Below are 21,698 nucleotides of genomic sequence, written 5' to 3'. Positions count from 1 at the left end.
GTCGCGCTGACGCTCCGCTCCGGCCTGTGCGCCGGAGCGTTCCCCCCCTTTGTTCCCTGACCCGGAGGTTCGTGTCTGATGACCGCCCGTATCCGTACCCATGCCCTGGCGCTGATCGCCATGACGCTCCCACTGGTGGCCTGCGCGCAGTCGCCGTCGCCGGCCACCGCTGCCGCGCCGGCGGCCGCTGCTGCACCCCGCGCGCCGGCGCCGCAGCTGGTCAGTGGCCTGCCGGACTTCACCAATCTGGTCGAACAGGTCGGGCCGGGCGTGGTCAATGTCGAGACCACCATCGTGCGCAGTAACCGCCAGGCACGCATGGCCGGGCCGTCCGATCAGGACATGCCGGAGTTCTTTCGCCGCTTCTTCGGCCCGGATTTCCAGATGCCAGGGCAGGGCGCGGACGGTCCCGATGACGGCACCCCGAGCATCCGCGGCCGCGGCATGGGGTCGGGCTTCATCATCTCCGCCGACGGCTACGTGCTGACCAATCACCATGTGGTCGCTGATGCCAGCGAAGTGAAGGTCAAGCTTGGCGATCGCCGTGAGTTCACCGCCAAGGTGGTCGGCAGTGACCAGCAGTACGACGTGGCACTGCTCAAGATCGACGGAAAGAATCTGCCGACCGTGCGCGTGGGCGACTCCAACACCCTCAAGCCTGGGCAATGGGTGGTCGCGATCGGTTCGCCGTTCGGGCTGGACCACTCCGTCACCGCTGGCGTAGTCAGCGCGGTCGGCCGCAGCACCGGCGGCCCGGACCAGCGCTATGTGCCCTTCATCCAGACCGACGTGGCGATCAACCAGGGCAACTCCGGTGGCCCGCTGCTCAATACCCGTGGCGAAGTGGTCGGCATCAACTCGCAGATCTTCTCTGCTTCTGGCGGGTACATGGGGATCAGCTTCGCGATCCCGATCGATCTGGCGATGGGTGCGGTGGAGCAGATCAAGAAGACCGGCCGGGTCAGCCGCGGCCAGCTCGGCGCGGCGGTCGGCCCGATCGATGGCCTCAAGGCCCAGGGGCTGGGCCTGCCGGACAGCCGCGGCGCGCTGGTCAACGAGGTGGTCGCGGGCAGCGCAGCGCTCAAGGCCGGTATCGAGCCGGGGGACGTGATCCGCTCGGTCAATGGCAGCCCGATCAACACCTTCAGCGATCTGCCGCCGGCCATCGGCGCGCTGCCGCCGGGCAGCAAGGTGCGCCTGAGCGTGCTGCGCGATGGCAAGGAGCGGGAGATCACCGCCACCCTGACCGAGCTGGCCGAAGACGCCGAGCGTGGCGCCGCCCGTCCTGCCGCGGACGCGGCCAAGCCCGAGGCCGGCGCCAATGCCCTGCTGGGGCTGGAGGTGGCCGACTTGACCGCCCCGCAGCGCCAGCAGCTGGGCCTGTCGGCGGGCGAGGGCGTGCGCATCACCCGGGTCAACGGCCAGTCCGCGCGTGACGCCGGCCTGTCGCCGGGCCTGGTGGTGCTGCAGGTCGGCCGGACCCCGGTCGGCAGCGTGGCCGCGCTGAACAAGGCGTTGGGCGGCTACGCCAAGGGCGATGTGGTCATGCTGCTGATCCGCGCCAACGGCAACAGCGCCTTCGTGGCGGTCAAGGCAGGGCAGTAAGCCCCGCCCCGCCTACGTTTCCGGGCCCGCTTCGGCGGGCCCGGTCGTTTCTGGCGGGCCGATCACGCCAATCGCGGGCGGCCGCACGCGGGACCGGGCCGGCCATGCGATAATCCGCAGTCATCCTGACGACGCGACGCGCCGCCGCCACCTATGTCTTCTGATTCGATGCGGTTCATCCGCAACTTCTCCATCATCGCCCACGTCGACCACGGCAAGTCCACGCTGGCCGATCGCATCATCCAGCTTTGCGGCGGCCTCCAGGCCCGTGAGATGGAGGCGCAGGTGCTCGACTCGAACCCGATCGAGCGCGAGCGTGGCATCACCATCAAGGCCCAGTCGGTCTCGCTGCCGTATGTCGCCAAAGACGGCCACACCTACCACCTGAACTTCATCGACACCCCCGGGCATGTCGACTTCTCCTATGAAGTCAGCCGCTCGCTGGCCGCCTGCGAAGGCGCGCTGCTGGTGGTCGATGCGGCCCAGGGCGTGGAAGCACAGTCCGTTGCCAACTGCTACACGGCGGTCGAGCAGGGCCTGGAAGTGGTGCCGGTGATCAACAAGATCGACCTGCCCACCGCCGACATCGACCGTGCCAAGGCCGAGATCGAGGCCGTGATCGGCATCGACGCCACCGACGCGGTGGCCGTCAGTGCTAAGACCGGCCTGAACGTGGGCGACGTGCTGGAAGCGATCGTGCATCGCATCCCGCCGCCGGTGCCGCGCGATACCGACAAGCTGCAGGCGCTGATCATCGACTCGTGGTTCGATAATTACCTCGGCGTGGTCTCGCTGGTGCGCGTGATGCAGGGCCAGATAAAGGCCGGCGACAAGCTGCAGGTGATGTCCACCGGCCGCAACCACCAGGTCGACAACGTCGGCGTGTTCACCCCCAAGCGCAAGGTGCTGCCGGCACTGAACGCCGGTGAGGTGGGCTGGGTGACGGCCAGCATCAAGGACGTGCACGGCGCGCCGGTCGGCGACACCCTGACCCTGGCCGCCGACCCGGCCGCCACGCCGCTGCCGGGCTTCCAGGAAATGCAGCCGCGCGTGTTCGCCGGCCTGTTCCCGGTCGATGCCGAGGATTACCCGGACCTGCGCGAAGCGCTGGACAAGCTGCGCCTGAACGATGCCGCGCTGCGCTTCGAGCCGGAAAGCTCCGAAGCCATGGGCTTCGGCTTCCGCTGCGGCTTCCTGGGCATGCTGCACATGGAAATCGTGCAGGAGCGCCTGGAGCGCGAGTACAACCTGGACCTGATCAGCACCGCGCCGACCGTGGTCTATGAAGTGCTCAAGACCGACGGCAGCATCATCAACATGGACAACCCGGCCAAGCTGCCGCCGGTGAACATGGTCGATGAGATCCGCGAGCCGATCATCCGCGCCAACGTGCTCACCCCCGAGGAGTACATCGGCAACATCATCAAGCTGTGCGAAGAAAAGCGCGGCAGCCAGATCGGCATCAACTACCTGGGCAGCCAGGTGCAGATCAGCTACGAGCTGCCGATGGCCGAGGTGGTGCTGGATTTCTTCGACAAGCTCAAGTCGGTCAGCCGCGGCTATGCCTCGCTGGACTATCACTTCGTGCGCTTCGATGCCGGCCCGTTCGTCCGCGTGGACGTGCTCATCAATGGCGACAAGGTCGATGCGCTGTCGCTGATCGTGCACCGCAGCCATGCCGACCGCCGGGGCCGCGAGCTGTGCGAGAAGATGAAGGAACTGATCCCGCGCCAGCAGTTCGACGTGGCCATCCAGGCCGCCGTCGGCTCGCAGATCATCTCGCGCACCACGGTCAAGGCGATGCGCAAGAACGTGCTGGCCAAGTGCTATGGTGGCGACGTTTCGCGCAAGAAGAAGCTGCTCGAGAAACAGAAGGAAGGCAAGAAGCGCATGAAGCAGGTCGGCCGCGTGGAAATCCCGCAGGAAGCCTTCCTGGCCGTGCTGCAGATGGACAAGTAAGGCCGGATGGCTTTCCCGGCAGCGGCAGGCGGCACCGGATCGGTGTCGCCGGACGCGCAGGGGCACACCACACCGCTGCAATCGTTCCCAAGGACACTGCATGAAATTGTTTGAGCTCCTCCTGGTCGTACTGACGTTGGCCTCGGGCCTGATCCTGCTGGCCGAAAAGCTGTACTTCGCCAAGCGCCGCGCCCAGCGCGCCGGCCTGCTGGACACCGAGCCGGTGATGGTCGACTACGCGCGGGCGTTCTTCCCGGTGCTGGCGATCGTGCTGGTGGTGCGCAGCTTCATCGCCGAGCCGTACAAGATCCCGTCCAGTTCGATGATGCCCAACCTGCTGATCGGCGATTTCATCCTGGTCAACAAGTTCTCCTACGGCCTGCGCCTGCCGCTGAACAACGCCAAGGTGATCCCGTTCGGCGAGCCCAAGCGTGGCGACGTGGTGGTGTTCCATTTCCCGGGCCACTCGGACAACGATCCGGCCAAGGGTGAGAACTTCATCAAGCGCGTGATCGGCGTGCCGGGCGACCAGATCGAGTTCCAGGGCAACGGCCTGATCCTCAACGGCGAGCCGGTCAAATACGACAACAAGGGTCTGTACGCAGGCCACAACGGTCAGGGCGAGGGCAGCTCGTTGCTGGTCGAGCACCTGCCGGGCCGCACGCATACCGTGCTGGAGACCGATTACGCGCGAGGCGAAGGGCAGTGGACCGTCCCGGCCGGCAAGTACCTGGTCATGGGCGACAATCGCGACAACAGTGACGACGGCCGTTTCTGGGGCCTGCTGCCGGAGGAGAATCTCCGGGGCAAGGCGTTCCTGATCTGGCTGAACTGCTCGGGCTGGTTCTGCAAGGACGGCTTCGAACCGTCGCGGATCGGCACGGCCATCCATTGATTCATGGCACACGCGTATCTGGGGAGAACGCAATGAAGAACATGACATCGCAGCGCGGCATCACCTTGACCTCGTTCCTGGTGGTGCTGATCGTGGTCGCCTTCTTCCTGTACATCGGGATGAAGCTGTTCCCGATGTACCAGGAGTACTACGCCGTGCGGTCGGCGATGAAGAGCCTGGCCAAGGAGCCGGGCGTGGGCAACATGGAGCCGCGCCGCATCCAGGAGATGTTCTTCAAGCGCCTGTACATCAATTACTCCGAAAACGTGAAACCCGCCGACGTGAAGTTCGATCGCATCGATGGCGGCTGGAACATGAAGGTCTACTACGAAGTGCGCCGTGAAATGATCGGTAATCTGGACGTGGTGGGCAAATTTGATTCAAACCAGGAATTGACCCGTAGCGGTGCCGACTAAGACCTTCCAACGCGGTGACCTGATCGGTCACGCCTTCAACGATCCGGGCCTGCTCCAGCAGGCGCTGACGCATCGCAGCGCCGGCACGCCCAACAATGAGCGGCTGGAATTCCTCGGCGACAGCATCGTCAACATGATGGTGGCCCAGGCGCTCTACGAACGCTGGCCCAAGGCCGACGAGGGCGCGCTGACCCGTGCCCGCGCCGAGCTGGTGCGCGAAGGCGCACTGGCGGTGATCGCGCGCGAGCTGCAGCTCGGTGAGCGCCTGATCCTGGGGCCCGGCGAGATGAAGACCGGCGGCCACCGCCGTGACTCCATCCTGGCCGATGCGCTGGAAGCGGTGGTCGCGGCGATCTACCTCGATGCCGGCTTCGCCGCCTGCCAGGCGGTGGTGCTGCCCTGGTTCAGCGCCTCGATGCAGGCCCTGCCGGCCACCGGCAAGCCCGAGAAAGACCCCAAGACACGGCTGCAGGAATGGCTGCAGGCCCGACAGAAGGCGCTGCCGCTGTACGAGCTGGTGTCAGAATCGGGTGACGATCACGCCAAGACCTTCCGGGTACGCTGCGGCGTAACCGACCCCGCTGTCAGCACCGAAGGCGAAGGTGCCTCGCGACGGCTGGCCGAACAACAAGCGGCTGCCGCCGCCCTTGAGCAATTGGATTCCAAGTGAACGAAGCAACCCCCCATCGTTCCGGCAGCGTGGCCGTCATCGGTCGCCCCAACGTCGGCAAATCCACCCTGACCAACGCCCTGGTGGGCGCCAAGGTCAGCATCGTCTCCAACCGCCCGCAGACCACGCGGCACCGGTTGCTCGGCATTGCCAGCTACCCGGAAGGCCAGATCGTGCTGGTCGATACCCCCGGCCTGCACCGTGCGCAGAAGCGCGCCATGAACCGGGTGATGAACCGCGCCGCGCGCGGCTCGCTCGAGGGCGTGGACGCGGGCATGCTGGTGATCGAGGCCGGCCGCTGGGATGACGAAGACACCCTGGCCTTCAATGTGCTGAGCGACTCGGGCATCCCGGTGGTGCTGGTGGTCAACAAGATCGATCGCCTGAAGGACAAGGGCGCGCTGCTGCCGTTCCTGCAGCAGGTCACCGAAGGCCGCACCTTTGCGGCGGTGCACCCGATCTCGGCGCAGAAGCGCAACGGCCTGGAGTCGCTGGTCCGCGACCTGATGAAGCTGTTGCCGGAAGCCCCGCCGATGTTCGGCGAAGACGAGATCACCGACCGCAGCCAGCGCTTCCTCGCCGGTGAACTGGTCCGCGAGCAGCTGATGCGCCAGCTGGGCGAGGAACTGCCGTACGCGACCACGGTCGAGATCGAGCGCTTTGTCGAAGACGGCAACCTGCTGCGCATCGGCGCGGTGATCTGGGTCGAACGCGAAGGCCAGAAGGCGATCGTGATCGGCAAGGCCGGCACCCGCCTGAAGGAAATCGGCGCCAAGTCGCGCCTGCAGATGGAGCGCCTGTTCGGCGCCAAGGTCTTCCTGGAGACCTGGGTGCGCGTGCGCGAGGGCTGGTCCGACGACGAAGCCGCGCTCAAGGCGTTCGGCTACGAATAAGCCGGCCACTCCGGCCCCGGGCGGTTGAGTCATGCGCATCGACGATGAACCGGCCTTCGTACTGCACGCCCGGGCCTGGCGGGAAACCAGTCTGCTGGTCGAGGTGCTGACCGAGCAGTACGGCCGCATCGGGGTGCTGGCGCGGGGCGTGTCCAGCCCGCGCAGCCAGGCATTGCGCGCGGCCCTGCAGCCGCTGCAGTGGATCCGCCTGACGGCCGTGCAGCGGGGCGAACTGGCCCAGCTGCGCGGTGCCGAGGCCTTGGACGCCGCGCCCCGGCTCACCGGTGAGGCGATGCTGGCCGGCTTCTATATCAACGAACTGATGATGCGGCTGGCGCCCCGCCAGGATCCGCTGCCCGAGCTGTACGATCATTACGCGCAGGTGCGTGCGCGGCTACGTGACGGGGAGCCCCTGGCCTGGACGCTGCGTCGTTTCGAGCGCGACCTGCTGGAGGCCCTGGGCTTCGGTTTCGATCTGCTGCATGGCAGCGATGAGGAGCCGGTCGACCCGGCGGCGCGCTATGAGCTGGATCCGCAGGAGGGGCCGCGCCGCCTGCTCAGCGACCGTGGCGTGGATCAACGCCGGGGTACGGCCACCGGCAGCGCGCTGCTGGCGCTGGCCGCCGATGACATGCCGGGGCCCGAAGATCTGGGCAGCCTGCGCCGGCCGATGCGCGCGGTGCTGATGCACCATCTGGGCGGGCGGGGGCTCAAATCCTGGGAAATGCTGGAGGACCTGGCCCGGCGGCGCACGTAAGCGCTGCTGGGCCGCGGGATCCTTGCGGCGTAACTCATGCGGCGCCGGTGCCCCGGCTGCCGCCCCGCGCTCACTGCAGCAGGGCGTCCACTGCCACGCGGAAGCGGTTCTGCGCACCGGTCGACTCCGGCGCCTGGTGCAGCTGCCGGACTGCCCGCGCCAGGCGGGCGGCGCCGACGAACCCGCAGCTGGCCTGCAACCGGTGCAGCTGCCCACGCAGGGCCCGTACATCGTCCTCGCGCAGGGCTTGGGCAACTGCATCGCGCACGCCGGGCAACTCGGCCAGGAACAGTTCGCGCAGCGCGATGAGGTGGTGGCGCTGCCCATTCAGCGCGGCCAGGGCGGTGGTCTCGTCCCAATCCTGACGCAGGCCGTCAGCGTCGTCCGCCTCCGGGCCGAGCGGCGCCGACAGGCTGCCCGCGGTATGCACCAGGGCGCGGCGGACGGCTTTGAGCAGGTGCTCGCGGCTCAGCGGCTTGACCAGGGTCTCGCTGAAACCGGCATCGCGCAGGCGCGAGTGGATCGAGGTGTCGCCGTCGGCGGTATGCGCCAGCGCCGGGGTATCCGGACGCGAGCGGCGCAGTTCCTGCAGCAGTTGGGTGCCATTGCCGTCGGGCAGGTTCACATCGATCAGCCACAGATCGTGTTGGCTGCCGCGGGCGCGGTCCATGGCCGTGGCCAGTGAATCGGCGGTATCGACCTGGGCCGGCAGGGTTTCCAGCGCGGCCTTGAAGAAGCCGCGGCTGATGGTGTCGTCCTCGACGAGCAGGAATCGGGGCATGGGATCCCTCGGGGTCATCTGCATTTGGGCTGCCTCCATGTCAGCTGCGCCCATCTTAAACGTGAAGTGGCCCGCCGCAAGCCTTCCGGCGGCATAGCGGCTCAGCTTGCAGTGGGTATCTGCGACAATACGCACCCTTTTTGCCCGCAGCCTGTTGCCACGTGGCCCGAACCCGCTCCCGCCTCGACCGAACCCCCTTCCAGACCGACATCCTCGACCTCAGCCATGACGGCCGTGGCGTTGCCCGCCGCGACGGCGAGGGTGGCAAGGTCACCTTCATCACCGGCGCGCTGCCGGGTGAGGTGGTGACCGCCGAGCCGACCGCGCGCAATCGTCATTTCGATGAAGCCCGGACCCTCGAGGTCGTACAGGCCTCGCCGCAGCGGGTGACCCCGCGCTGCCCGCATTTCGGCGTCTGCGCCGGCTGCGTGCTGCAGCATCTGGAGGAGTCGCAGCAGATCGTGGCCAAGCAGCGCGTGCTGATCGACAACCTGACCCGGATCGGCCACGTCACGCCGGGCACCGTGCTGCCGCCGCTGGTCGGCGACAGCTGGGGCTACCGCCGCAAGGGCCGCTTCTCGGTGCGCCGCGTGGAGAAGAAGGACAAGACCCTGGTCGGCTTCCGCGAGCTGGATCCGCGCTTCGTCGCGGACCTGAGCCAGTGCCTGACCGTCATCCCGGAAATCGGCATGAAGGTCGGCGTGCTGTCCGAGTTCATCGAGACGCTCGATGGCAAGCGCGATATCCCCCAGATCGAATTCATCGCCGGCGATGACGCGATCGTCCTGACCATCCGCCACATGCAACCGCTCAGCGACGCTGACCGCGCCGCATGGACCGCCTTCGGGCAGGAACATGGTTTTGCGATCTCGCTGCAGCCCGGCGGCGTGGAGTCGGTGCACCCGCTGTGGCCGGCCGAGGTGCCGCTGTCGTTCAAGCTGGCACCGTGGGATGTCGAGCTGGCGTTCCGCCCGCTGGACTTCATCCAGGTCAACGCCAAGCTCAACGTGCAGATGATCGCCCACGCGCTGGCGCTGCTCGATGCGGGCCCGGACGAGCGCGTGCTGGATCTGTTCTGCGGGCTGGGCAATTTTACCCTGCCGCTGGCGCGCACCGTGCGCAACGTGGTCGGTGTGGAAGGTGACGCCGGCCTGGTGGCGCGTGCGAAAGAGAACGCCGTGCGCAACGGGCTGGGGAATGCCGAGTTCTACCCAGCGGACCTGACCCAGGACCAGCGCCAGACGCCGTGGATGCGCCAGGGCTTCGACAAGCTGCTGCTGGATCCGCCGCGCTCGGGCGCCATCGAAGTGCTGCAGCAGCTGCCGCTGAAGCAGTTCAAGCGGATCGTCTACGTGAGCTGCCATCCCGGCTCGCTGGCGCGCGACGCCGGCTACCTGGTCAACGAGCAGGGCTTCACCCTGGTCTCGGCCGGCGCGATGGACATGTTCCCGCACACCGCGCACGTGGAAAGCATCGCGGTGTTCGAAAAGCGCTGACGGCGTTCGCGCTTACCGGCCGTTCCCCGGTGCGGCGTTCTGCCACTGGCCCTGTGCGTCGAACACATAGGTCTGCGGGTAGGTCCCGCGCTCGGTGTCATCGCCCGCGGTGATATCGCAGCGGATGTCCGGCGACTGCGTGCTGTGCAGTTCGCAGTCGTCGACCGCAAGAATCTGCACGCGCTGCTGGTAGGCGCGCAGTTCGTCGCGGGCGGCGGTATCGGTGATGGATGCGGCACGATGACCGAGCTGTTCGATGAGCAGTTCGCGGACACGCTCGCGCGGGGGAACCGGCGCATCGACATCGGCCCGCTGCATCGCCCAGCCCATGCCCTGCGGAACGAAGCGCAGCATCCGGTAGCGGTTCTTGAGCCCGATCTCCATGCCGACCAGGCACTCGTAGGCACCGGTGACCGTCGTGCTGGCAAAGCACGGGCCATGCTCGAACCCGCGCGGGGTGAACATCGATTGCAGCAGCAGATCCTGCGCGGAGGCCGCCGGCGTCTTCTCCGCCTCGATCATGGCCATGATCGCCGCCTCGATCTGCGCAGGCGTGGGCGGCGTCGCGGCGAACCCGGGCAGTGGCAGCAGGGTCAACAACAGCGTGGGGAAGAGCGGCTTCATCGGGCGTCCTTGCAGGGCAGCCGGCCAGTATAGGAGCAGGCCGTGGCCGCATGATCGTGATCGCCGCATACTGTGCGCATGGGCATTGAAATCGAACGCAAATACCTCGTCACCAGTGAGGGCTGGCGCACTGCCGCGCACGCGGTGATCCCGATGGCGCAGGGCTATCTCAACGACACCGCCTCATTGGACAGCGGCGCACAGAAAGCCTCGGTGCGCGTGCGCATCCAGGGCGAGCAGGCCTTCCTCAACATGAAATCGCGCGAGATCGGGCATACCCGGCAGGAGTTCGATTACCCGATCCCGGTGGACGATGCGCGCGCGCTGCTGGCGCTGTGTGTCGGCGGGTTGATCGACAAGCGTCGGCATCTGGTCGAGCACGAGGGGCTGCTGTGGGAAGTGGACGAGTTCCTGGGCGAAAACGCCGGGCTGGTGGTGGCCGAAGTCGAGCTCGAGCACGCCGATCAGGCCATCACGCTGCCCGACTGGGCCGGCGCTGAGGTCACCGACGAGGTCCGTTATTACAATCTGGCGCTGGCTGCCCATCCGTTTTCACGCTGGTCCAGCGCTGAACGCGGCTGACCGCCAGACCTTGTAAACGCCGCGCGGCACCCACAATCTGGCGGGATGAAAATCGATATCTGGTCGGATGTGGTGTGTCCCTGGTGTTGGATCGGCAAGCACCGGTTCCAGCAGGGCCTGGCGCTGTTGGGGGATGACGCCCCCGAGGTGGAGGTGCACTGGCACCCCTTCCTGCTGGATCCCGACGCGGGCACCACCCCGGTACCGCTGCGCAAGGCCTATGCGGCCAAGTTCGGCAGTGCCGAGCGCACCGAGCAGATACTGACCCAGACCCAGACCGCTGCGCGCGCTGAAGGCCTGCCGATGGATTTCGACCAGGGCCAGGTCCGGGTCACCACGCTGCCAGCGCACCGCCTGATGTGGCTGGCCGGGCGTGAAGGCGTCCAGGCCGCGGTCGGCGAGGCCCTGTTCCGCGCGCATTTTGCAGAGGGCCGCAACCTGGCCGAGCCGCAGACCCTGATCGATGCCGGCGCCGCCGGTGGCCTCAGCGCCGATCGGATCACCACACTGCTGGCCGGTGAGGAAGGGCTGGCGGAGATCCAGGCACAACTGGCGCAGGCGCAGCGGTTTGGCATTCAGTCGGTGCCCACCTTCGTGATCGACGATACGTACGCCATCCAGGGGGCCCAGCCGCCGGAGGCCTTCGCCCAGGCGCTGCGCCAGATCGCGGCGGAAACCCCGCCGGCAGGGGCTGCCGGGCAGGGCGCTGGCTGCGCCCCGGACGGCTGCGAGGTCTGACGCTGCGCGCGGGTTCTGCGACAATGCGGCAGTGCGCCATGGTGGCGCCCCGTATTGGAGACACCCCATGCTCGTGATCGGCGTTGCCGGGACCGAACTCACCGCCCAGGAACGCGAGTGGCTGCAGCATGACGCCGTGGCCGGCGTGATCCTGTTCAAGCGCAATTTCGCCTCGCGCGAGCAGGTGGCCGAGCTGTCGGCGGCCATCCGCGCCGCCGCGCCGCGCCCGCAGCTGATCTGCGTGGACCAGGAAGGCGGGCGCGTGCAGCGCTTCCGTGACGGTTACAGCGCGCTGCCGCCGCTGCAGGGCTTCGATGCCCTGTACGCCACCGATCCCGAGGCTGCGCTGGCATTGGCCGAACAGCATGCCTGGCTGATGGCCAGTGAAGTGCGCGCCAGCGGTGTGGACCTCAGCTTCGCCCCGGTGGTCGATCTGGGCCGTGGCAACCTGGCCATCGGCGATCGCGCGTTCAGCGCGGACCCGCAGGTGGTGGCTGCGTTCACCGCTGCCTATGTGCGCGGCATGCACAGCGTCGGCATGGCTGCCACGCTCAAGCATTTCCCCGGGCACGGCACCGTGCTGGAAGACACCCATTTCCACGATGCCAGCGACCCGCGTTCGCTCGATGAACTACGCGCGCTGGACCTGATCCCGTTCGCGGCCGGCATCACTGCCGGCGCCGATGCGGTGATGATGGCCCACGTGGTCTACCCACAGGTCGCGCCGGAGCCGGCCGGCTACTCGCCACGCTGGATCCAGCAGATCCTGCGCGAGGAGATGGGCTTCCGTGGTGTGGTCTTCTCCGATGACATCGGCATGGCCGCCTCGTTCTCGGCCGGTGGCGTCAAGGCGCGCGTGGATGCGCACCTGGAGGCCGGCTGCGACGTGGTGCTGGTCTGCCACCCCGAACTGGTGGAAGAATCACTGCGCGCGGTCGAAGGCCGCACCCTCAACACCGCTGCGCTGCTCGGCCTGATCGGTCGCGGCGCGCTGGGCTGGGACGGCCTGCTGGCCGATTCCCGCCACGGCACCACCCAATCCCGTTTGCTTGACACCCTTGGAAGAACCGTCTGATGCCCAACCTCACCATTTCCCAGGCCCTGGCCCAGGCCGACCTGCTGGTCGACCGTCCCACCATCGACAAGGCCATCGCTGGCATCGCCGACGCCATCGCGCGCGATTACAAGGGCGAGGTCCCGCTGTTCCTGTCGATCATGCACGGCGCGCTGCCGTTCGCCGGCCAGCTTGCGCTGGAGCTGGGCGCACGCGGCCAGGACGTGCAGTTCGATTACCTGCACGCCACCCGCTACCGCGGTGAAACCACCGGCGGCGATCTGGTCTGGAAGCACAAGCCGGCCACCGCGCTGTTCGGCCGCCGCGTGCTGCTGGTCGATGACATCCTGGATGAGGGTTACACGCTGCAGGGCGTGCGCACCTGGTGCCTGGAGCAGGGTGCCACCGACGTGCGCATCGCCGCGCTGACGGTCAAGCTGCACGACCGCGCGCTGCCGGACGTCAAGGCCGACTACGCTGGCATCGACCTGCCGGACCGCTACGTGTTCGGGTTCGGCATGGACGTCAACGAAACGCTGCGCTGCGTGCCGGCCATCTACGCGATGAAGGAATGATGGAGCACATTTCTCTCGCCGTCATCGGCGGCACCGGCGTCTACAAGCTGGCCCAGCTCGATGACGTGAGCAGCCACCAGGTCGAGACACGGTACGGCACGCCGTCCGGTCCGATCCGCGTCGGCACGCTGCTGGGCCAGCGCGTGGCCTTCCTGGCGCGCCACGGTGAAGGCCACTCGCTGCCGCCGCACAAGATCAACTACCGCGCCAACCTCGCCGCGCTCCAGCAGATCGGCGCGCAGCGCGTGCTTGCGCTCAATACAGTTGGCGGGATCACCGAACCGTTCGGCCCGCGCGTGCTGGCCTGCCCGGACCAGCTGATCGATTACACCTGGGGCCGCATCTCCACCCTGTGCGAAGAGCCGGGTACCGAGGTGCTGCACGTGGACTTCGGGCACCCGTATACACCGATGCTGCGCAGCAAGGTGCTGGCCGCGGCGAAAGTGACCGGCGTGCGCCTGCAGGACGGTGGTTGCTACGGTGCCACCCAGGGCCCGCGCCTGGAAACCAATGCGGAAATCGCGCGCATGCGCCGCGATGGCTGCGATCTGGTCGGCATGACCGGGATGCCCGAAGCGAGCCTGGCCCGTGAGCTTGGCCTGGACTATGCGTGCCTGGCGATTGTGGCCAACTGGGCCGCCGGCTGTGGCGATGGCGATGAAATCACGATGGCCGAAGTACTGGCCAATGTGGACGCTGCCTCCTCCGGCCTGCCCGAATTGATCGGTGAATTGGCACGGGGGTGATTGTCATTCCGGTACAAGGTTTGCATACTCCGCCAGTGCGCTGGTTGAGCGTACACCACCCATTCATAGAAGAAGGTCTCGCATCACCATGCCGAACGGTACCGTCAAGTGGTTCAACGACGCCAAGGGATTTGGCTTTATCTCGCCGGAGGACGGCAGCGCCGACGTCTTCGCGCACTTCTCCGCGATCAACTCCAAGGGCTTCCGCAGTCTGCAGGAAGGCCAGAAGGTCACCTATGACGTGACCCAGGGCCCGAAGGGCGCCCAAGCCTCGAACATCGTGCCGGCTGAGTGATTTTTTCAGCTGCGCATTGAAAACCCCGCTTCGGCGGGGTTTTTTTTCATCAGTGAGTCCGCGCATGTCCCCTCGTCGCACCATCGCCATCGTCGGTTACGGCACCGCTGGCCAAGCAGCGTCGATCCTGCTTTCACGTGACCATCACGAGGTGCACGTATTCGAGCGTGCCGCCACCCCGGGTCCCGTCGGTGCGGGGTTCCTGCTCCAGCCCAGCGGTCTGGACGTGCTCTGGCAGATGGATCTGCTGCCCGCGGTGCTCCGCCACGGCGCTGCCGTGCGTCGCCTGTACGGCGAGACGCCGTGCGGACGCGCGGTGATGGACATGCGGTATGTCCATCTGGATGCCGCACTGTACGGCGTGGGCATGCAGCGCGGCGCGTTGTTCTCGCTGCTGGCAGCTGCGTGGGAACAGCCGGGCAACCTGCAGGCCGGTACTGCCATCGTCGAGGTCGACACCGCGCAGGGACGCGTGCGTGACACAGACGGGCGCTGGCACGGGCCGTACGATCTGGTGATTGCGGCCGATGGTGCCGCCTCCTCGCTGCGCGCGCAGGTGCAGGGCACCTCGCTGGACCGCGAATACCCGTGGGGCGCGCTGTGGTGCCTGCTGCCGCGCGGCGACTGGCCGCACGTGGATGAACTGCGGCAACGCTATGTGGCCGCGCGCAAGATGATCGGGCTGCTGCCGGTAGGGACCCGGCCGGGCAACGATGCGCCACAGCTGAGTTTCTTCTGGAGCCTGCCACGTGACCGCTTCGCACAGTGGGAGCGTGACGGCATGGCCCGCTGGCTCGATGAGATCGCCACGCTGTGGCCGCAGGCGCATGAACGCCTCGCCGGCGTGACGGAACCGGGTCAACTGGCCCGCGCCGGGTACCGCGACGCCGTGCTCTCGCGCTGGCATCGCGGGCGGCTGGTGCTGGTCGGCGATGCGGCGCACGCGATGAGTCCACAGCTGGGGCAGGGCGTGAACATGGCGCTGATGGATGCGCTGGCGTTGCGCGACGCACTGCGTGCGCACGCCGATGCCGATGTCGCGCTGCGGGCCTACCAGGTGCAGCGGCGCGCCCACGTGGCGATCTACCAGTACTGGAGTCGATGGCTGACGCCCTTGTTCCAGTCCGAACGCGATGGACTGGCGCGCGCACGCGATGTGCTGTTCCAACCCATGGGCCGCGTGCCGGGTGGGCGCGGGCATATGCTCCGCGTGCTCAGCGGAACCCAACGTGGCTGGCTGGGCAGACTGCCGTTGTCGCCCGCGTTCGTGCAGGCGATGCATGCCGCGCGAGCGACGGATGGCATCAGCTGATAACCCTGTGTATCGGTGCACGCGCCGATGTGAAGGCGTGAATAACATTCATTGACGGTGGACTCACCACTGGCATGGGACAACACTCTGGCAAACGCAGCGCTCGCGCGCTTATCCATGCGCGCCCTGCTGACACCGCTGATGCGCGTCCAATTCCTGATCGCGTGGAGGCCCGCGACGGCGGGGTGGTACGGTGATGCTGCGTTTGCGACCTACGGTCCGGTGGACCGATCGCAACCCAAGGAGATTGAAATGCTGTTCTCGGCCGAAACTCTGGAAAGTGAAATCCGCAAACTGCGCGGACTACTGCAGATGCTGCATGAGGATCAGCCGGACGTGATGGAAGACGTGTTCGAGTTCCATGTGACCAGCCTCATCACGCACGCCGCGCCGGAGCACCATCCGCGCATCCGTGCCGCCGCCCATGACATGCTGACCGCGATCCAGCGGCAACCCGTGCGGCCCAATCCGAATGCACCGAATATCCGGTTGATGCCCGACCTGTTGGCCTCGGCTGCCTGATCCAGGCAACGTAGCTGGGGTCACGTACGTCGCGCGCTGTCCGAATCAGCGCGCCGGCAACGCGATGGCCTGGTCTTCGACACAGGCCACCAGCTGCTCGCCGGCACCGAGCACCGGTGCGATGCCGGCGGTGAATCCGGAAAACGCCGGCAGGATCGTCATTCCCTCGCGCATCCAGAACGACGGCCACCGCCGCTGCATGCCGGGCAGGCGCGCCAGCGGGTGCAGATGGCCGCACAGCACATGCAGGCCCGGCTGACGCTGCGGTGCATGGCGCAGCAGGAAGGGCCCCTCCTGCACACGCTCGCCGAGCAGTTCGATGCCCAGGTCGGCCTTGGGCAACACCCGGTCGTGATTGCCTTCGAGCGCGCCGATCCACAGGTGGGAATGCTGCTCGCGCCATCCCTGCCATTGCCGGTACCACGCCGCGCGATGCGCCGCGCCATGCAGGACATCCCCGAGAATCCACAGATGGCGCACGTCGTGGTGCTGCACCATCGCGCCCAGCCGTTGCAGATCATCGGAGGTGCCGCCACTGGGCAGGCCGATGCCCGATCGCCGGAACAGGTCGGCTTTGCCCAGATGCAGATCGGCAATCAACAGTGCGTGCCGTGCTGGCCAATGCAGCGCACGCGCGCCAAGCAGATGGACGGTCTCGCCGGCGAGGGTGATCGGCAGTTCAGGCGCCATGGCGCTTCTCCAGTTGCTGTGCGGCGCGCAGGACGCGGGTCTTCCAGTCTTCGTTGCTGAGCTGGCCGCGCAGCCGCTCGGCCCAGAGTGGGAAGGACAGTGGGCCCAAGCTGGCGGGATGCTGCAGGCTCAGCGTGCGCGCCTGGCAGGTGGTGAGGGCGCGGGCCAGGCTGTCGAGATCGAGTTGATCGTGCAGCACTTCGTGTTCGGCCAGCGTCAGCAGGATGTGATCCGGATCATGTTGGCGCAGGACGTCGTACAGCAATCCGCTGGAGGCCTGCAGCTGCCGCAGGCTGCGCGGTGTCCGCCCCGGCAGCGCGGGTACCAGCATGCCGGACACGCGCGCGATGTCGCGGAACTGGCGTCGGGCAAGCTCGCCCAGATTGAGGCTCTCGCGCAGATCCGCAAGCAGTCCCTGCGGTTCCAGCAACGCGCGCACGCGCGCCGCATCGATCTCAATCGCACGCGCCGGGGCGAGCACGAAACCGTAATCATTGGCCGCGTAACCGAACGTATTGCTCTGCAGGCGCGTCCAGCGCATCGCCATCAACGCGGCCAGCCCTTCATTGACCTGACGGCCGGCGAAGGGATACACGAACACGAACTGGCCTTCGCGCCGGCGGACATGCTCCACCAGCAGCAGCTCGGGCCCGGGCAGGGCCGACAGGCGCATCTGCAGCGCCAACAGCGGCGCCAACCACCGCATCTCCGGGCTCTCGGGCGGGTGGGCCAGCACGGTTTCCATTTCATGCCCGAGCGCGTCCGACAGCGGCAACCGACCGCCCTGCCAACGCGGCACCACCCCATCGCCGCCGCGCGCTACGCGCACGTAGGCGGTCAGGTTCTCCAGCCGCACCAGTTCCAGCAGGCGGCCGGCGAACTGGAAGCGATCGCCCGGGCGCAGCCGGCTGAGGAACTGTTCCTCCACCGCGCCGAGCCGGCCGCCGCGCAGGAACTGCACCATGACGCTGCCATCGCTGGTGATGGTGCCGATCGACAATCGATGCCGCAGCGCGACGCGGCGGTCATGCACGCGATAGAGGCCATCGTCATCGCGCACGACCTTGTGGAAGTCCGGGTACTGCGACAGCGCGCGCCCGCCCTGCACGATGAACTCCAGCACGCCCTCCCAGTGCGCGCGGTCCAGCCCGGCAAAGGCATGCGTGCGCCGTACCTGCTCGAACAGCGCATCGGGATCGAAGCCGCCACCGAGGGCGCAGCTCACGGCATGTTGCGCCAGCACGTCCAGGGACAGCCGCAGCGGCCGGCGTGCTTCGATGTGGCCGTGGGCGAGCGCGCGCCTTGCCGCTGCGTACTCAATGAGCTCCAGCGCATGGGAGGGCACGCAGACGATGTGGCCCGATTCGCCGGGGCGGTGCCTGGCGCGCCCAGCACGCTGCAGCAACCGTGCGATGCCCTTGGGGCTGCCGATCTGCAGGACCTGGTCGACATTGGGGAAATCGACGCCGAGATCCAGGCTGGAGGTGGCGACCACGCAGCGCAGCCGGCCCTCGCGCAGGCCTTCCTCGGCCGCGCGGCGCAACGCCGGGTCGAGCGAGCCGTGATGCAGCGCGAGCGTGGCCGGGTCTTCCGGCCACACCGCGGACAGCGCCTGGTGCCAGAGCTCGGCGTGGGCACGGGTGTTGGTGAACAGCAGGCTGGTACGCACTGTCAGCAGTTTTTCCAGCACGCGCTGCAACTGCGACAGACCCAGATGGCCCGCCCACGGGAAGCGCTCGCCCTGCGCGGGCAGCAGCGTTTCCACACTGACCGGGCGCGGCCGCGCACCAGCCACCAGCGGGGCATCGGGCACATCGGGCAACAGCACTTCGCGCGCTTCGTCCAGATTGCCCAGCGTCGCTGACAGCCCCCACACCTGCAGCGCGGTCAGGGCATCGCGCAGGCGGCGCAGATTCAACTGCAGCAGCACACCGCGCTTGTTGCCGAGCAGTTCGTGCCACTCATCCACCACCACGCAGCGCAGGTGCTGCAGGCGCGCCATCGTATCGGGATAGCTCAGCAGCAGCGCCAGTGATTCGGGCGTGGTCACCAGCACATCCAGCCGCCCTTCACGCGCCAGGCGCTTGTCGCGCGCGCTGGCATCGCCGGTACGCAGGCCCACCTGCCAGTCCAACCCGAGGGCATCCAGCGGCTCACGCAGTGCGCGCGCCGTGTCGGCGGCCAGTGCGCGCAGCGGGGTGATCCACAACACCTGCAGGACCGGTACGGGCGTCTTCGCGCGGCCGCGGGTGGTTCGGGGCGGTGGATCGTTGAGTGCCTGCAGCAGCGGCCCACCGAACATCGCCAGCGTCTTGCCGCTGCCGGTCGGTGTGTGCAGCAGGCCGGACCCGCCGGCCAGGTAATGCCGCCACATCGCTTTCTGGAAGGGCAACGGTGCCCAGCCCCGGCTGGCGAACCACGCCGTCAGGCGGGCCATGGCCTCGCGTCGCGTCACCGCGCCAGCGCCTGCAGCTGGGCCAGCGTGTCGGCCTCGCTGGCCGGCTTGTCATGCCGCCAGCGCAGGATGCGCGGGAAGCGTACGGCGATGCCGGACTTGTGCCGCTTGCTGCGGTTCACCGCTTCGAAGCCGAGCTCGAACACCTGCTCGCCACGCACGCTGCGCACCGGCCCGAAGCGCTCGATCGTGTTCGCGCGGATCCAGCGGTCCAGCGCGAGGATTTCCTTGTCGTCCAGACCCGAGTAGGCCTTGGCCACCGGCACCAGCGTCTCGCCGTCCCACACCCCGAAGGTGTAATCGGTGTAGAGCGTGCTGCGCCGGCCGTGGCCGGACTGCGCGTAGATCATCACCGCATCGATGGTCAGCGGGGCGATCTTCCACTTCCACCAGTCGCCGCGTCGGCGCCCGGCCTGGTAGACGGAGTCGCCGCGTTTGAGCATCAGCCCTTCCACACCACGCTCGCGGGCCAGATCGCGCTGCGCGGCCGCCGCGCTCCAATCGGCCACGCGGACGGCCGGCGACAGCATCAGGCGCGGGTCGGCCAGCGTGGCGAGCACCTCGGCCAGGCGCGCACGCCGTTGCGACAGCGGCAAGGCGCGCAGGTCGTCACCGTCCAGTTCGAGCAGATCGTAGGCGAGCACGCGCACCGGCGTATCGCGCAGCGTCTTGGGGCCAGGCTTGAGGCGCTGGATGCGCGTCTGCAGCGCGGTGAAGGGCAGCGGCAGATCATCGCCGTCGGCCCAGGCCAGCAGTTCGCCATCGATCACGCAGCCATCGGGCAGCGCCATCGCCGCCGCTTCGATCTCCGGGAAGCGCCCATCCAGCCGTTCTTCGCCGCGCGACCACAGCGCGACCTCGCCCTGGCGGCGCAGTACCTGCAGGCGGATGCCATCCCATTTCCATTCCAGCAGCCAGTCGTCGATCGGCCCGAGCGTGTCGACCTCCGCCTCCAGTGGTGAGGCCAGGAAGAACGGATAGGGCTGCTGGCGATCTTCCGGCCGCTCTTCCGGGGACAGCAGCGCCGCCAGCAGCCCGGGCGTGGGTACCCAGCTGCCGAGCATGCGCTGGGCGATGCGCGCGATATCCAGGCCCGACCATTCGGCCAGTGCCTGTTGCACCAGCCGCTGCGATACGCCCACGCGCAGCGCGCCGGTCAGCAGCTTGTTGAACACCAGCCGCTCGTCGAAGGCAAGCTGTTGCCACGCCTGCGTGATCGCGGCGTGGCGCACCGGTTCGGGTTGATTGGCGACCGGCAGCAGCTTCTGCTCGATCCAGTCGGCGAGCGCGATATCCGCTCCGGCCTGCACCGGGTCGTCCATCAGCAGGGTGAGGGTCTCGGCCAGATCGCCGACCTGGTCATAGCTGTCGTCCACCAGCCACGCCGGTGTGTCGGACATCTCGGCCACCCACGTGCGCAGTTCGGCGTTGCCGGCGATCTTCTGCCGCGCACTGGTGACCTTGCCGCCGGCCAGCAGGAACAGTGCCCATGCCGCGTCGTGCGGTGGCGCCTGCTGGAAGTAGCGCACCAGCGCAGCGCGCTTGTCGCCGGTAGCGGTGCTGCGGTCGAGTTCGCTGTAGAGCGCGGCGAAGCGTTTCATTCTACGTCCCCGTAGCCGGTGGCGAACGCCTCGGCGGCGACACCGCGCTCGCGCAGGAACCGGATCAGCGCATCGGTATTGCCGTGGGTGGCGATGACGCGGCGGGCACCGGTCTCGGCGATGGTGCGCAGCAGGTCGGGCCAGTCAGCATGATCGGAGACGACGAAGCCACGGTCGTAGTTACGGCGGCGGCGGTTGCCGCGCACCCGCATCCAGCCGGAGGCAAAGCCCAGCTGCGCACGCTTGAAGCGGCGCATCCACGCGCTGCCCGCGGCCGAGGGCGGGGCAAGAATCAACTTGCCGGCGAACTCGGCACCGCGCGCCTGTTCGCTGACCGGCTCGGTCGCCAGCATCGGAATCCCGGCTTCGCGGTACACCGCCACGCCGGTGGCGATGGCGCCATGCAGCAGTGCAGGCTGGTCATCCAGTGGCAGCAGCTCGGCGAGGATCCGCTGCGCCTTGCCGAGCGCGTAGCACAGCAGCACGGCCGCCTCGCCGCGCGCTTCGCACTCGCGCCGCCAGGCCACGATGTCGGCGGCGACCTGCGAGGTGTCCGGCCAGCGGTAGACCGGCAGGCCGAAGGTCGCTTCGGTGATGAAGGTGTCGCAGGGCACCACCTCGAACGGGTCGCAGCTCGGATCGGGCTGGCGCTTGTAGTCGCCCGAGGCCACCCATACCCGGCCTGCATGGGCGATACGCACCTGGGCCGAGCCGAGCACATGCCCGGCCGAATGCAGCGAGACCTCGGTGTCGCCCAGGGCGAAGCGCTCGCCGTACGCGTGCGCGGTGCAGTCCACATCGCCCAGGCGCCAGCGCAGGATCGGCAGGGTCTGCGTGGTGCAGTGGTAATGGCCCATGCCGTTGCGCGCGTGATCGCCATGGCCGTGTGTGATCACCGCACGCGGCACCGGCCGCCACGGGTCGATGTGGAAATCACCGGCCGGGCAGTACAGCCCCTCGGGCCGGAGCACCACCAGATCGTCGTTGTCTGCATCGGTGTTCATGCCTGCACTGTGCCGCCGCGCTCGTGCA

General features: G+C 67.8%; 22 protein-coding genes. 16 read left to right on the top strand and 6 right to left on the bottom strand.

All coding sequences use genetic code 11. The annotated features are described in order from the left end of the window. Window positions 1-78: 78 nt before the first annotated feature. The 7 genes from ABE422_RS09705 to recO all read left to right on the top strand — a co-directional run bounded on the left by ABE422_RS09705 (window position 79) and on the right by recO (window position 7,195). Window positions 79-1,605: a DegQ family serine endoprotease gene (locus tag ABE422_RS09705; RefSeq protein ID WP_313219078.1), complete on the top strand. Its 1,527-nt coding sequence runs from the start codon at window positions 79-81 to the stop codon at window positions 1,603-1,605. Between the two features lie 168 nt (window positions 1,606-1,773). Further along, window positions 1,774-3,564 (top strand): translation elongation factor 4, encoded by a 1,791-nt coding sequence (gene lepA, locus ABE422_RS09700; RefSeq protein WP_313211392.1) that lies wholly within the window; start codon window positions 1,774-1,776, stop codon window positions 3,562-3,564. Window positions 3,565-3,664: 100 nt separating this feature from the next. Then, window positions 3,665-4,459 carry a signal peptidase I gene (gene lepB / locus ABE422_RS09695; RefSeq protein ID WP_313211356.1) on the top strand — a complete coding sequence of 265 codons (795 nt, stop codon included), beginning with the start codon at window positions 3,665-3,667 and terminating at the stop codon, window positions 4,457-4,459. 32 nt (window positions 4,460-4,491) lie between these two features. After that, window positions 4,492-4,875: a DUF4845 domain-containing protein gene (locus tag ABE422_RS09690; protein ID WP_088434521.1), complete on the top strand. Its 384-nt coding sequence runs from the start codon at window positions 4,492-4,494 to the stop codon at window positions 4,873-4,875. Beyond that, window positions 4,865-5,545, top strand: a complete 681-nt coding sequence (rnc, locus tag ABE422_RS09685; RefSeq protein ID WP_313211357.1) for a ribonuclease III — start codon at window positions 4,865-4,867, stop codon at window positions 5,543-5,545. The genes ABE422_RS09690 and rnc overlap by 11 nt, the downstream gene beginning before the upstream one ends. Beyond that, complete coding sequence (gene era / locus ABE422_RS09680; RefSeq protein WP_121038751.1) at window positions 5,542-6,438, top strand: GTPase Era; 897 nt, start codon at window positions 5,542-5,544, stop codon at window positions 6,436-6,438. Before rnc ends, era begins: the two co-directional genes overlap by 4 nt. A 31-nt stretch (window positions 6,439-6,469) precedes the next feature. After that, window positions 6,470-7,195, top strand: a complete 726-nt coding sequence (gene recO / locus ABE422_RS09675) for a DNA repair protein RecO (RefSeq protein ID WP_313211358.1) — start codon at window positions 6,470-6,472, stop codon at window positions 7,193-7,195. A gap of 70 nt (window positions 7,196-7,265) precedes the next feature. Here recO and ABE422_RS09670 read toward each other — a convergent pair whose 3' ends face one another. Then, window positions 7,266-8,000 carry a response regulator gene (locus ABE422_RS09670; RefSeq protein ID WP_313219076.1) on the bottom strand — a complete coding sequence of 245 codons (735 nt, stop codon included), beginning with the start codon at window positions 7,998-8,000 and terminating at the stop codon, window positions 7,266-7,268. Window positions 8,001-8,137: 137 nt separating this feature from the next. Here ABE422_RS09670 and rlmD point away from each other — a divergent pair, with 137 nt between their 5' ends. Next, window positions 8,138-9,472, top strand: a complete 1,335-nt coding sequence (gene rlmD, locus ABE422_RS09665) for a 23S rRNA (uracil(1939)-C(5))-methyltransferase RlmD (RefSeq protein ID WP_346482876.1) — start codon at window positions 8,138-8,140, stop codon at window positions 9,470-9,472. Window positions 9,473-9,484: 12 nt separating this feature from the next. Here the strand turns inward: rlmD and ABE422_RS09660 are convergent, their stop codons facing one another. Then, window positions 9,485-10,096 carry a hypothetical protein gene (locus ABE422_RS09660; RefSeq protein WP_346463031.1) on the bottom strand — a complete coding sequence of 204 codons (612 nt, stop codon included), beginning with the start codon at window positions 10,094-10,096 and terminating at the stop codon, window positions 9,485-9,487. Window positions 10,097-10,174: 78 nt separating this feature from the next. Here ABE422_RS09660 and ABE422_RS09655 point away from each other — a divergent pair, with 78 nt between their 5' ends. From ABE422_RS09655 to ABE422_RS09620, 8 genes are all read left to right on the top strand, one after another. Then, the gene (locus ABE422_RS09655; RefSeq protein WP_313211362.1) at window positions 10,175-10,678 is read left to right on the top strand and encodes a CYTH domain-containing protein; all 504 of its coding nucleotides are present in this window, start codon (window positions 10,175-10,177) and stop codon (window positions 10,676-10,678) included. A gap of 45 nt (window positions 10,679-10,723) precedes the next feature. Further along, window positions 10,724-11,416, top strand: a complete 693-nt coding sequence (locus ABE422_RS09650; protein ID WP_346482875.1) for a DsbA family oxidoreductase — start codon at window positions 10,724-10,726, stop codon at window positions 11,414-11,416. Window positions 11,417-11,483: 67 nt separating this feature from the next. Next, window positions 11,484-12,491 carry a beta-N-acetylhexosaminidase gene (nagZ, locus tag ABE422_RS09645; RefSeq protein WP_346482874.1) on the top strand — a complete coding sequence of 336 codons (1,008 nt, stop codon included), beginning with the start codon at window positions 11,484-11,486 and terminating at the stop codon, window positions 12,489-12,491. After that, on the top strand, window positions 12,491-13,045 hold the full coding sequence (locus tag ABE422_RS09640) for a hypoxanthine-guanine phosphoribosyltransferase (RefSeq protein ID WP_019183441.1): 555 nt from the start codon (window positions 12,491-12,493) through the stop codon (window positions 13,043-13,045). Before nagZ ends, ABE422_RS09640 begins: the two co-directional genes overlap by 1 nt. Next, window positions 13,045-13,791 (top strand): S-methyl-5'-thioinosine phosphorylase, encoded by a 747-nt coding sequence (locus ABE422_RS09635; protein WP_313211365.1) that lies wholly within the window; start codon window positions 13,045-13,047, stop codon window positions 13,789-13,791. Before ABE422_RS09640 ends, ABE422_RS09635 begins: the two co-directional genes overlap by 1 nt. 88 nt (window positions 13,792-13,879) lie before the next feature. Then, a complete protein-coding gene (locus tag ABE422_RS09630) occupies window positions 13,880-14,086 on the top strand; it encodes a cold-shock protein (protein WP_019183439.1) in 207 nt (68 codons plus the stop codon). 64 nt (window positions 14,087-14,150) lie between these two features. Then, window positions 14,151-15,398 (top strand): NAD(P)/FAD-dependent oxidoreductase, encoded by a 1,248-nt coding sequence (locus ABE422_RS09625; RefSeq protein WP_346482873.1) that lies wholly within the window; start codon window positions 14,151-14,153, stop codon window positions 15,396-15,398. A 252-nt stretch (window positions 15,399-15,650) separates the two neighbouring features. Then, window positions 15,651-15,920: a hypothetical protein gene (locus ABE422_RS09620; RefSeq protein WP_346482905.1), complete on the top strand. Its 270-nt coding sequence runs from the start codon at window positions 15,651-15,653 to the stop codon at window positions 15,918-15,920. A gap of 45 nt (window positions 15,921-15,965) precedes the next feature. Here ABE422_RS09620 and pdeM read toward each other — a convergent pair whose 3' ends face one another. Genes pdeM through ABE422_RS09600 form a run of 4 tightly spaced genes read right to left on the bottom strand, consistent with a single transcriptional unit; the run spans window position 15,966 to window position 21,670 of the window. Further along, window positions 15,966-16,610, bottom strand: a complete 645-nt coding sequence (gene pdeM, locus ABE422_RS09615; protein ID WP_313211367.1) for a ligase-associated DNA damage response endonuclease PdeM — start codon at window positions 16,608-16,610, stop codon at window positions 15,966-15,968. Beyond that, the gene (locus ABE422_RS09610; protein WP_346482872.1) at window positions 16,600-19,047 is read right to left on the bottom strand and encodes a ligase-associated DNA damage response DEXH box helicase; all 2,448 of its coding nucleotides are present in this window, start codon (window positions 19,045-19,047) and stop codon (window positions 16,600-16,602) included. The genes pdeM and ABE422_RS09610 overlap by 11 nt, the downstream gene beginning before the upstream one ends. 14 nt (window positions 19,048-19,061) lie before the next feature. Beyond that, window positions 19,062-20,666 carry an ATP-dependent DNA ligase gene (locus ABE422_RS09605; RefSeq protein WP_313211368.1) on the bottom strand — a complete coding sequence of 535 codons (1,605 nt, stop codon included), beginning with the start codon at window positions 20,664-20,666 and terminating at the stop codon, window positions 19,062-19,064. Further along, entirely contained in the window at window positions 20,663-21,670 is a 1,008-nt protein-coding gene (locus tag ABE422_RS09600; RefSeq protein ID WP_346482871.1) for a ligase-associated DNA damage response exonuclease, read from the bottom strand. Before ABE422_RS09600 ends, ABE422_RS09605 begins: the two co-directional genes overlap by 4 nt. Between the last annotated feature and the right edge of the window lie 28 nt (window positions 21,671-21,698).

This window comes from Stenotrophomonas sp. TWI1151, from assembly GCF_039673135.1.
Classification (GTDB): Bacteria; Pseudomonadota; Gammaproteobacteria; order Xanthomonadales; family Xanthomonadaceae; genus Stenotrophomonas.
This window is presented reverse-complemented; position numbering and strand designations above follow the sequence as displayed.

What these genes read in the sequence shown, in the direction of transcription:
- ABE422_RS09705 (WP_313219078.1), top strand. Translation starts at nt 79, where the DNA reads ATGACCGCCCGTATCCGTACCCATGCCCTGGCGCTGATCGCCATGACG.
- lepA (WP_313211392.1), top strand. Translation starts at nt 1,774, where the DNA reads ATGCGGTTCATCCGCAACTTCTCCATCATCGCCCACGTCGACCACGGC.
- lepB (WP_313211356.1), top strand. Translation starts at nt 3,665, where the DNA reads ATGAAATTGTTTGAGCTCCTCCTGGTCGTACTGACGTTGGCCTCGGGC.
- ABE422_RS09690 (WP_088434521.1), top strand. Translation starts at nt 4,492, where the DNA reads ATGAAGAACATGACATCGCAGCGCGGCATCACCTTGACCTCGTTCCTG.
- recO (WP_313211358.1), top strand. Translation starts at nt 6,470, where the DNA reads ATGCGCATCGACGATGAACCGGCCTTCGTACTGCACGCCCGGGCCTGG.
- ABE422_RS09670 (WP_313219076.1), bottom strand. Translation starts at nt 8,000, where the DNA reads ATGCAGATGACCCCGAGGGATCCCATGCCCCGATTCCTGCTCGTCGAG.
- ABE422_RS09660 (WP_346463031.1), bottom strand. Translation starts at nt 10,096, where the DNA reads ATGAAGCCGCTCTTCCCCACGCTGTTGTTGACCCTGCTGCCACTGCCC.
- ABE422_RS09655 (WP_313211362.1), top strand. Translation starts at nt 10,175, where the DNA reads ATGGGCATTGAAATCGAACGCAAATACCTCGTCACCAGTGAGGGCTGG.
- ABE422_RS09650 (WP_346482875.1), top strand. Translation starts at nt 10,724, where the DNA reads ATGAAAATCGATATCTGGTCGGATGTGGTGTGTCCCTGGTGTTGGATC.
- nagZ (WP_346482874.1), top strand. Translation starts at nt 11,484, where the DNA reads ATGCTCGTGATCGGCGTTGCCGGGACCGAACTCACCGCCCAGGAACGC.
- ABE422_RS09640 (WP_019183441.1), top strand. Translation starts at nt 12,491, where the DNA reads ATGCCCAACCTCACCATTTCCCAGGCCCTGGCCCAGGCCGACCTGCTG.
- ABE422_RS09635 (WP_313211365.1), top strand. Translation starts at nt 13,045, where the DNA reads ATGGAGCACATTTCTCTCGCCGTCATCGGCGGCACCGGCGTCTACAAG.
- ABE422_RS09630 (WP_019183439.1), top strand. Translation starts at nt 13,880, where the DNA reads ATGCCGAACGGTACCGTCAAGTGGTTCAACGACGCCAAGGGATTTGGC.
- ABE422_RS09625 (WP_346482873.1), top strand. Translation starts at nt 14,151, where the DNA reads ATGTCCCCTCGTCGCACCATCGCCATCGTCGGTTACGGCACCGCTGGC.
- ABE422_RS09620 (WP_346482905.1), top strand. Translation starts at nt 15,651, where the DNA reads ATGCTGTTCTCGGCCGAAACTCTGGAAAGTGAAATCCGCAAACTGCGC.
- pdeM (WP_313211367.1), bottom strand. Translation starts at nt 16,610, where the DNA reads ATGGCGCCTGAACTGCCGATCACCCTCGCCGGCGAGACCGTCCATCTG.
- ABE422_RS09610 (WP_346482872.1), bottom strand. Translation starts at nt 19,047, where the DNA reads ATGGCCCGCCTGACGGCGTGGTTCGCCAGCCGGGGCTGGGCACCGTTG.
- ABE422_RS09605 (WP_313211368.1), bottom strand. Translation starts at nt 20,666, where the DNA reads ATGAAACGCTTCGCCGCGCTCTACAGCGAACTCGACCGCAGCACCGCT.
- ABE422_RS09600 (WP_346482871.1), bottom strand. Translation starts at nt 21,670, where the DNA reads ATGAACACCGATGCAGACAACGACGATCTGGTGGTGCTCCGGCCCGAG.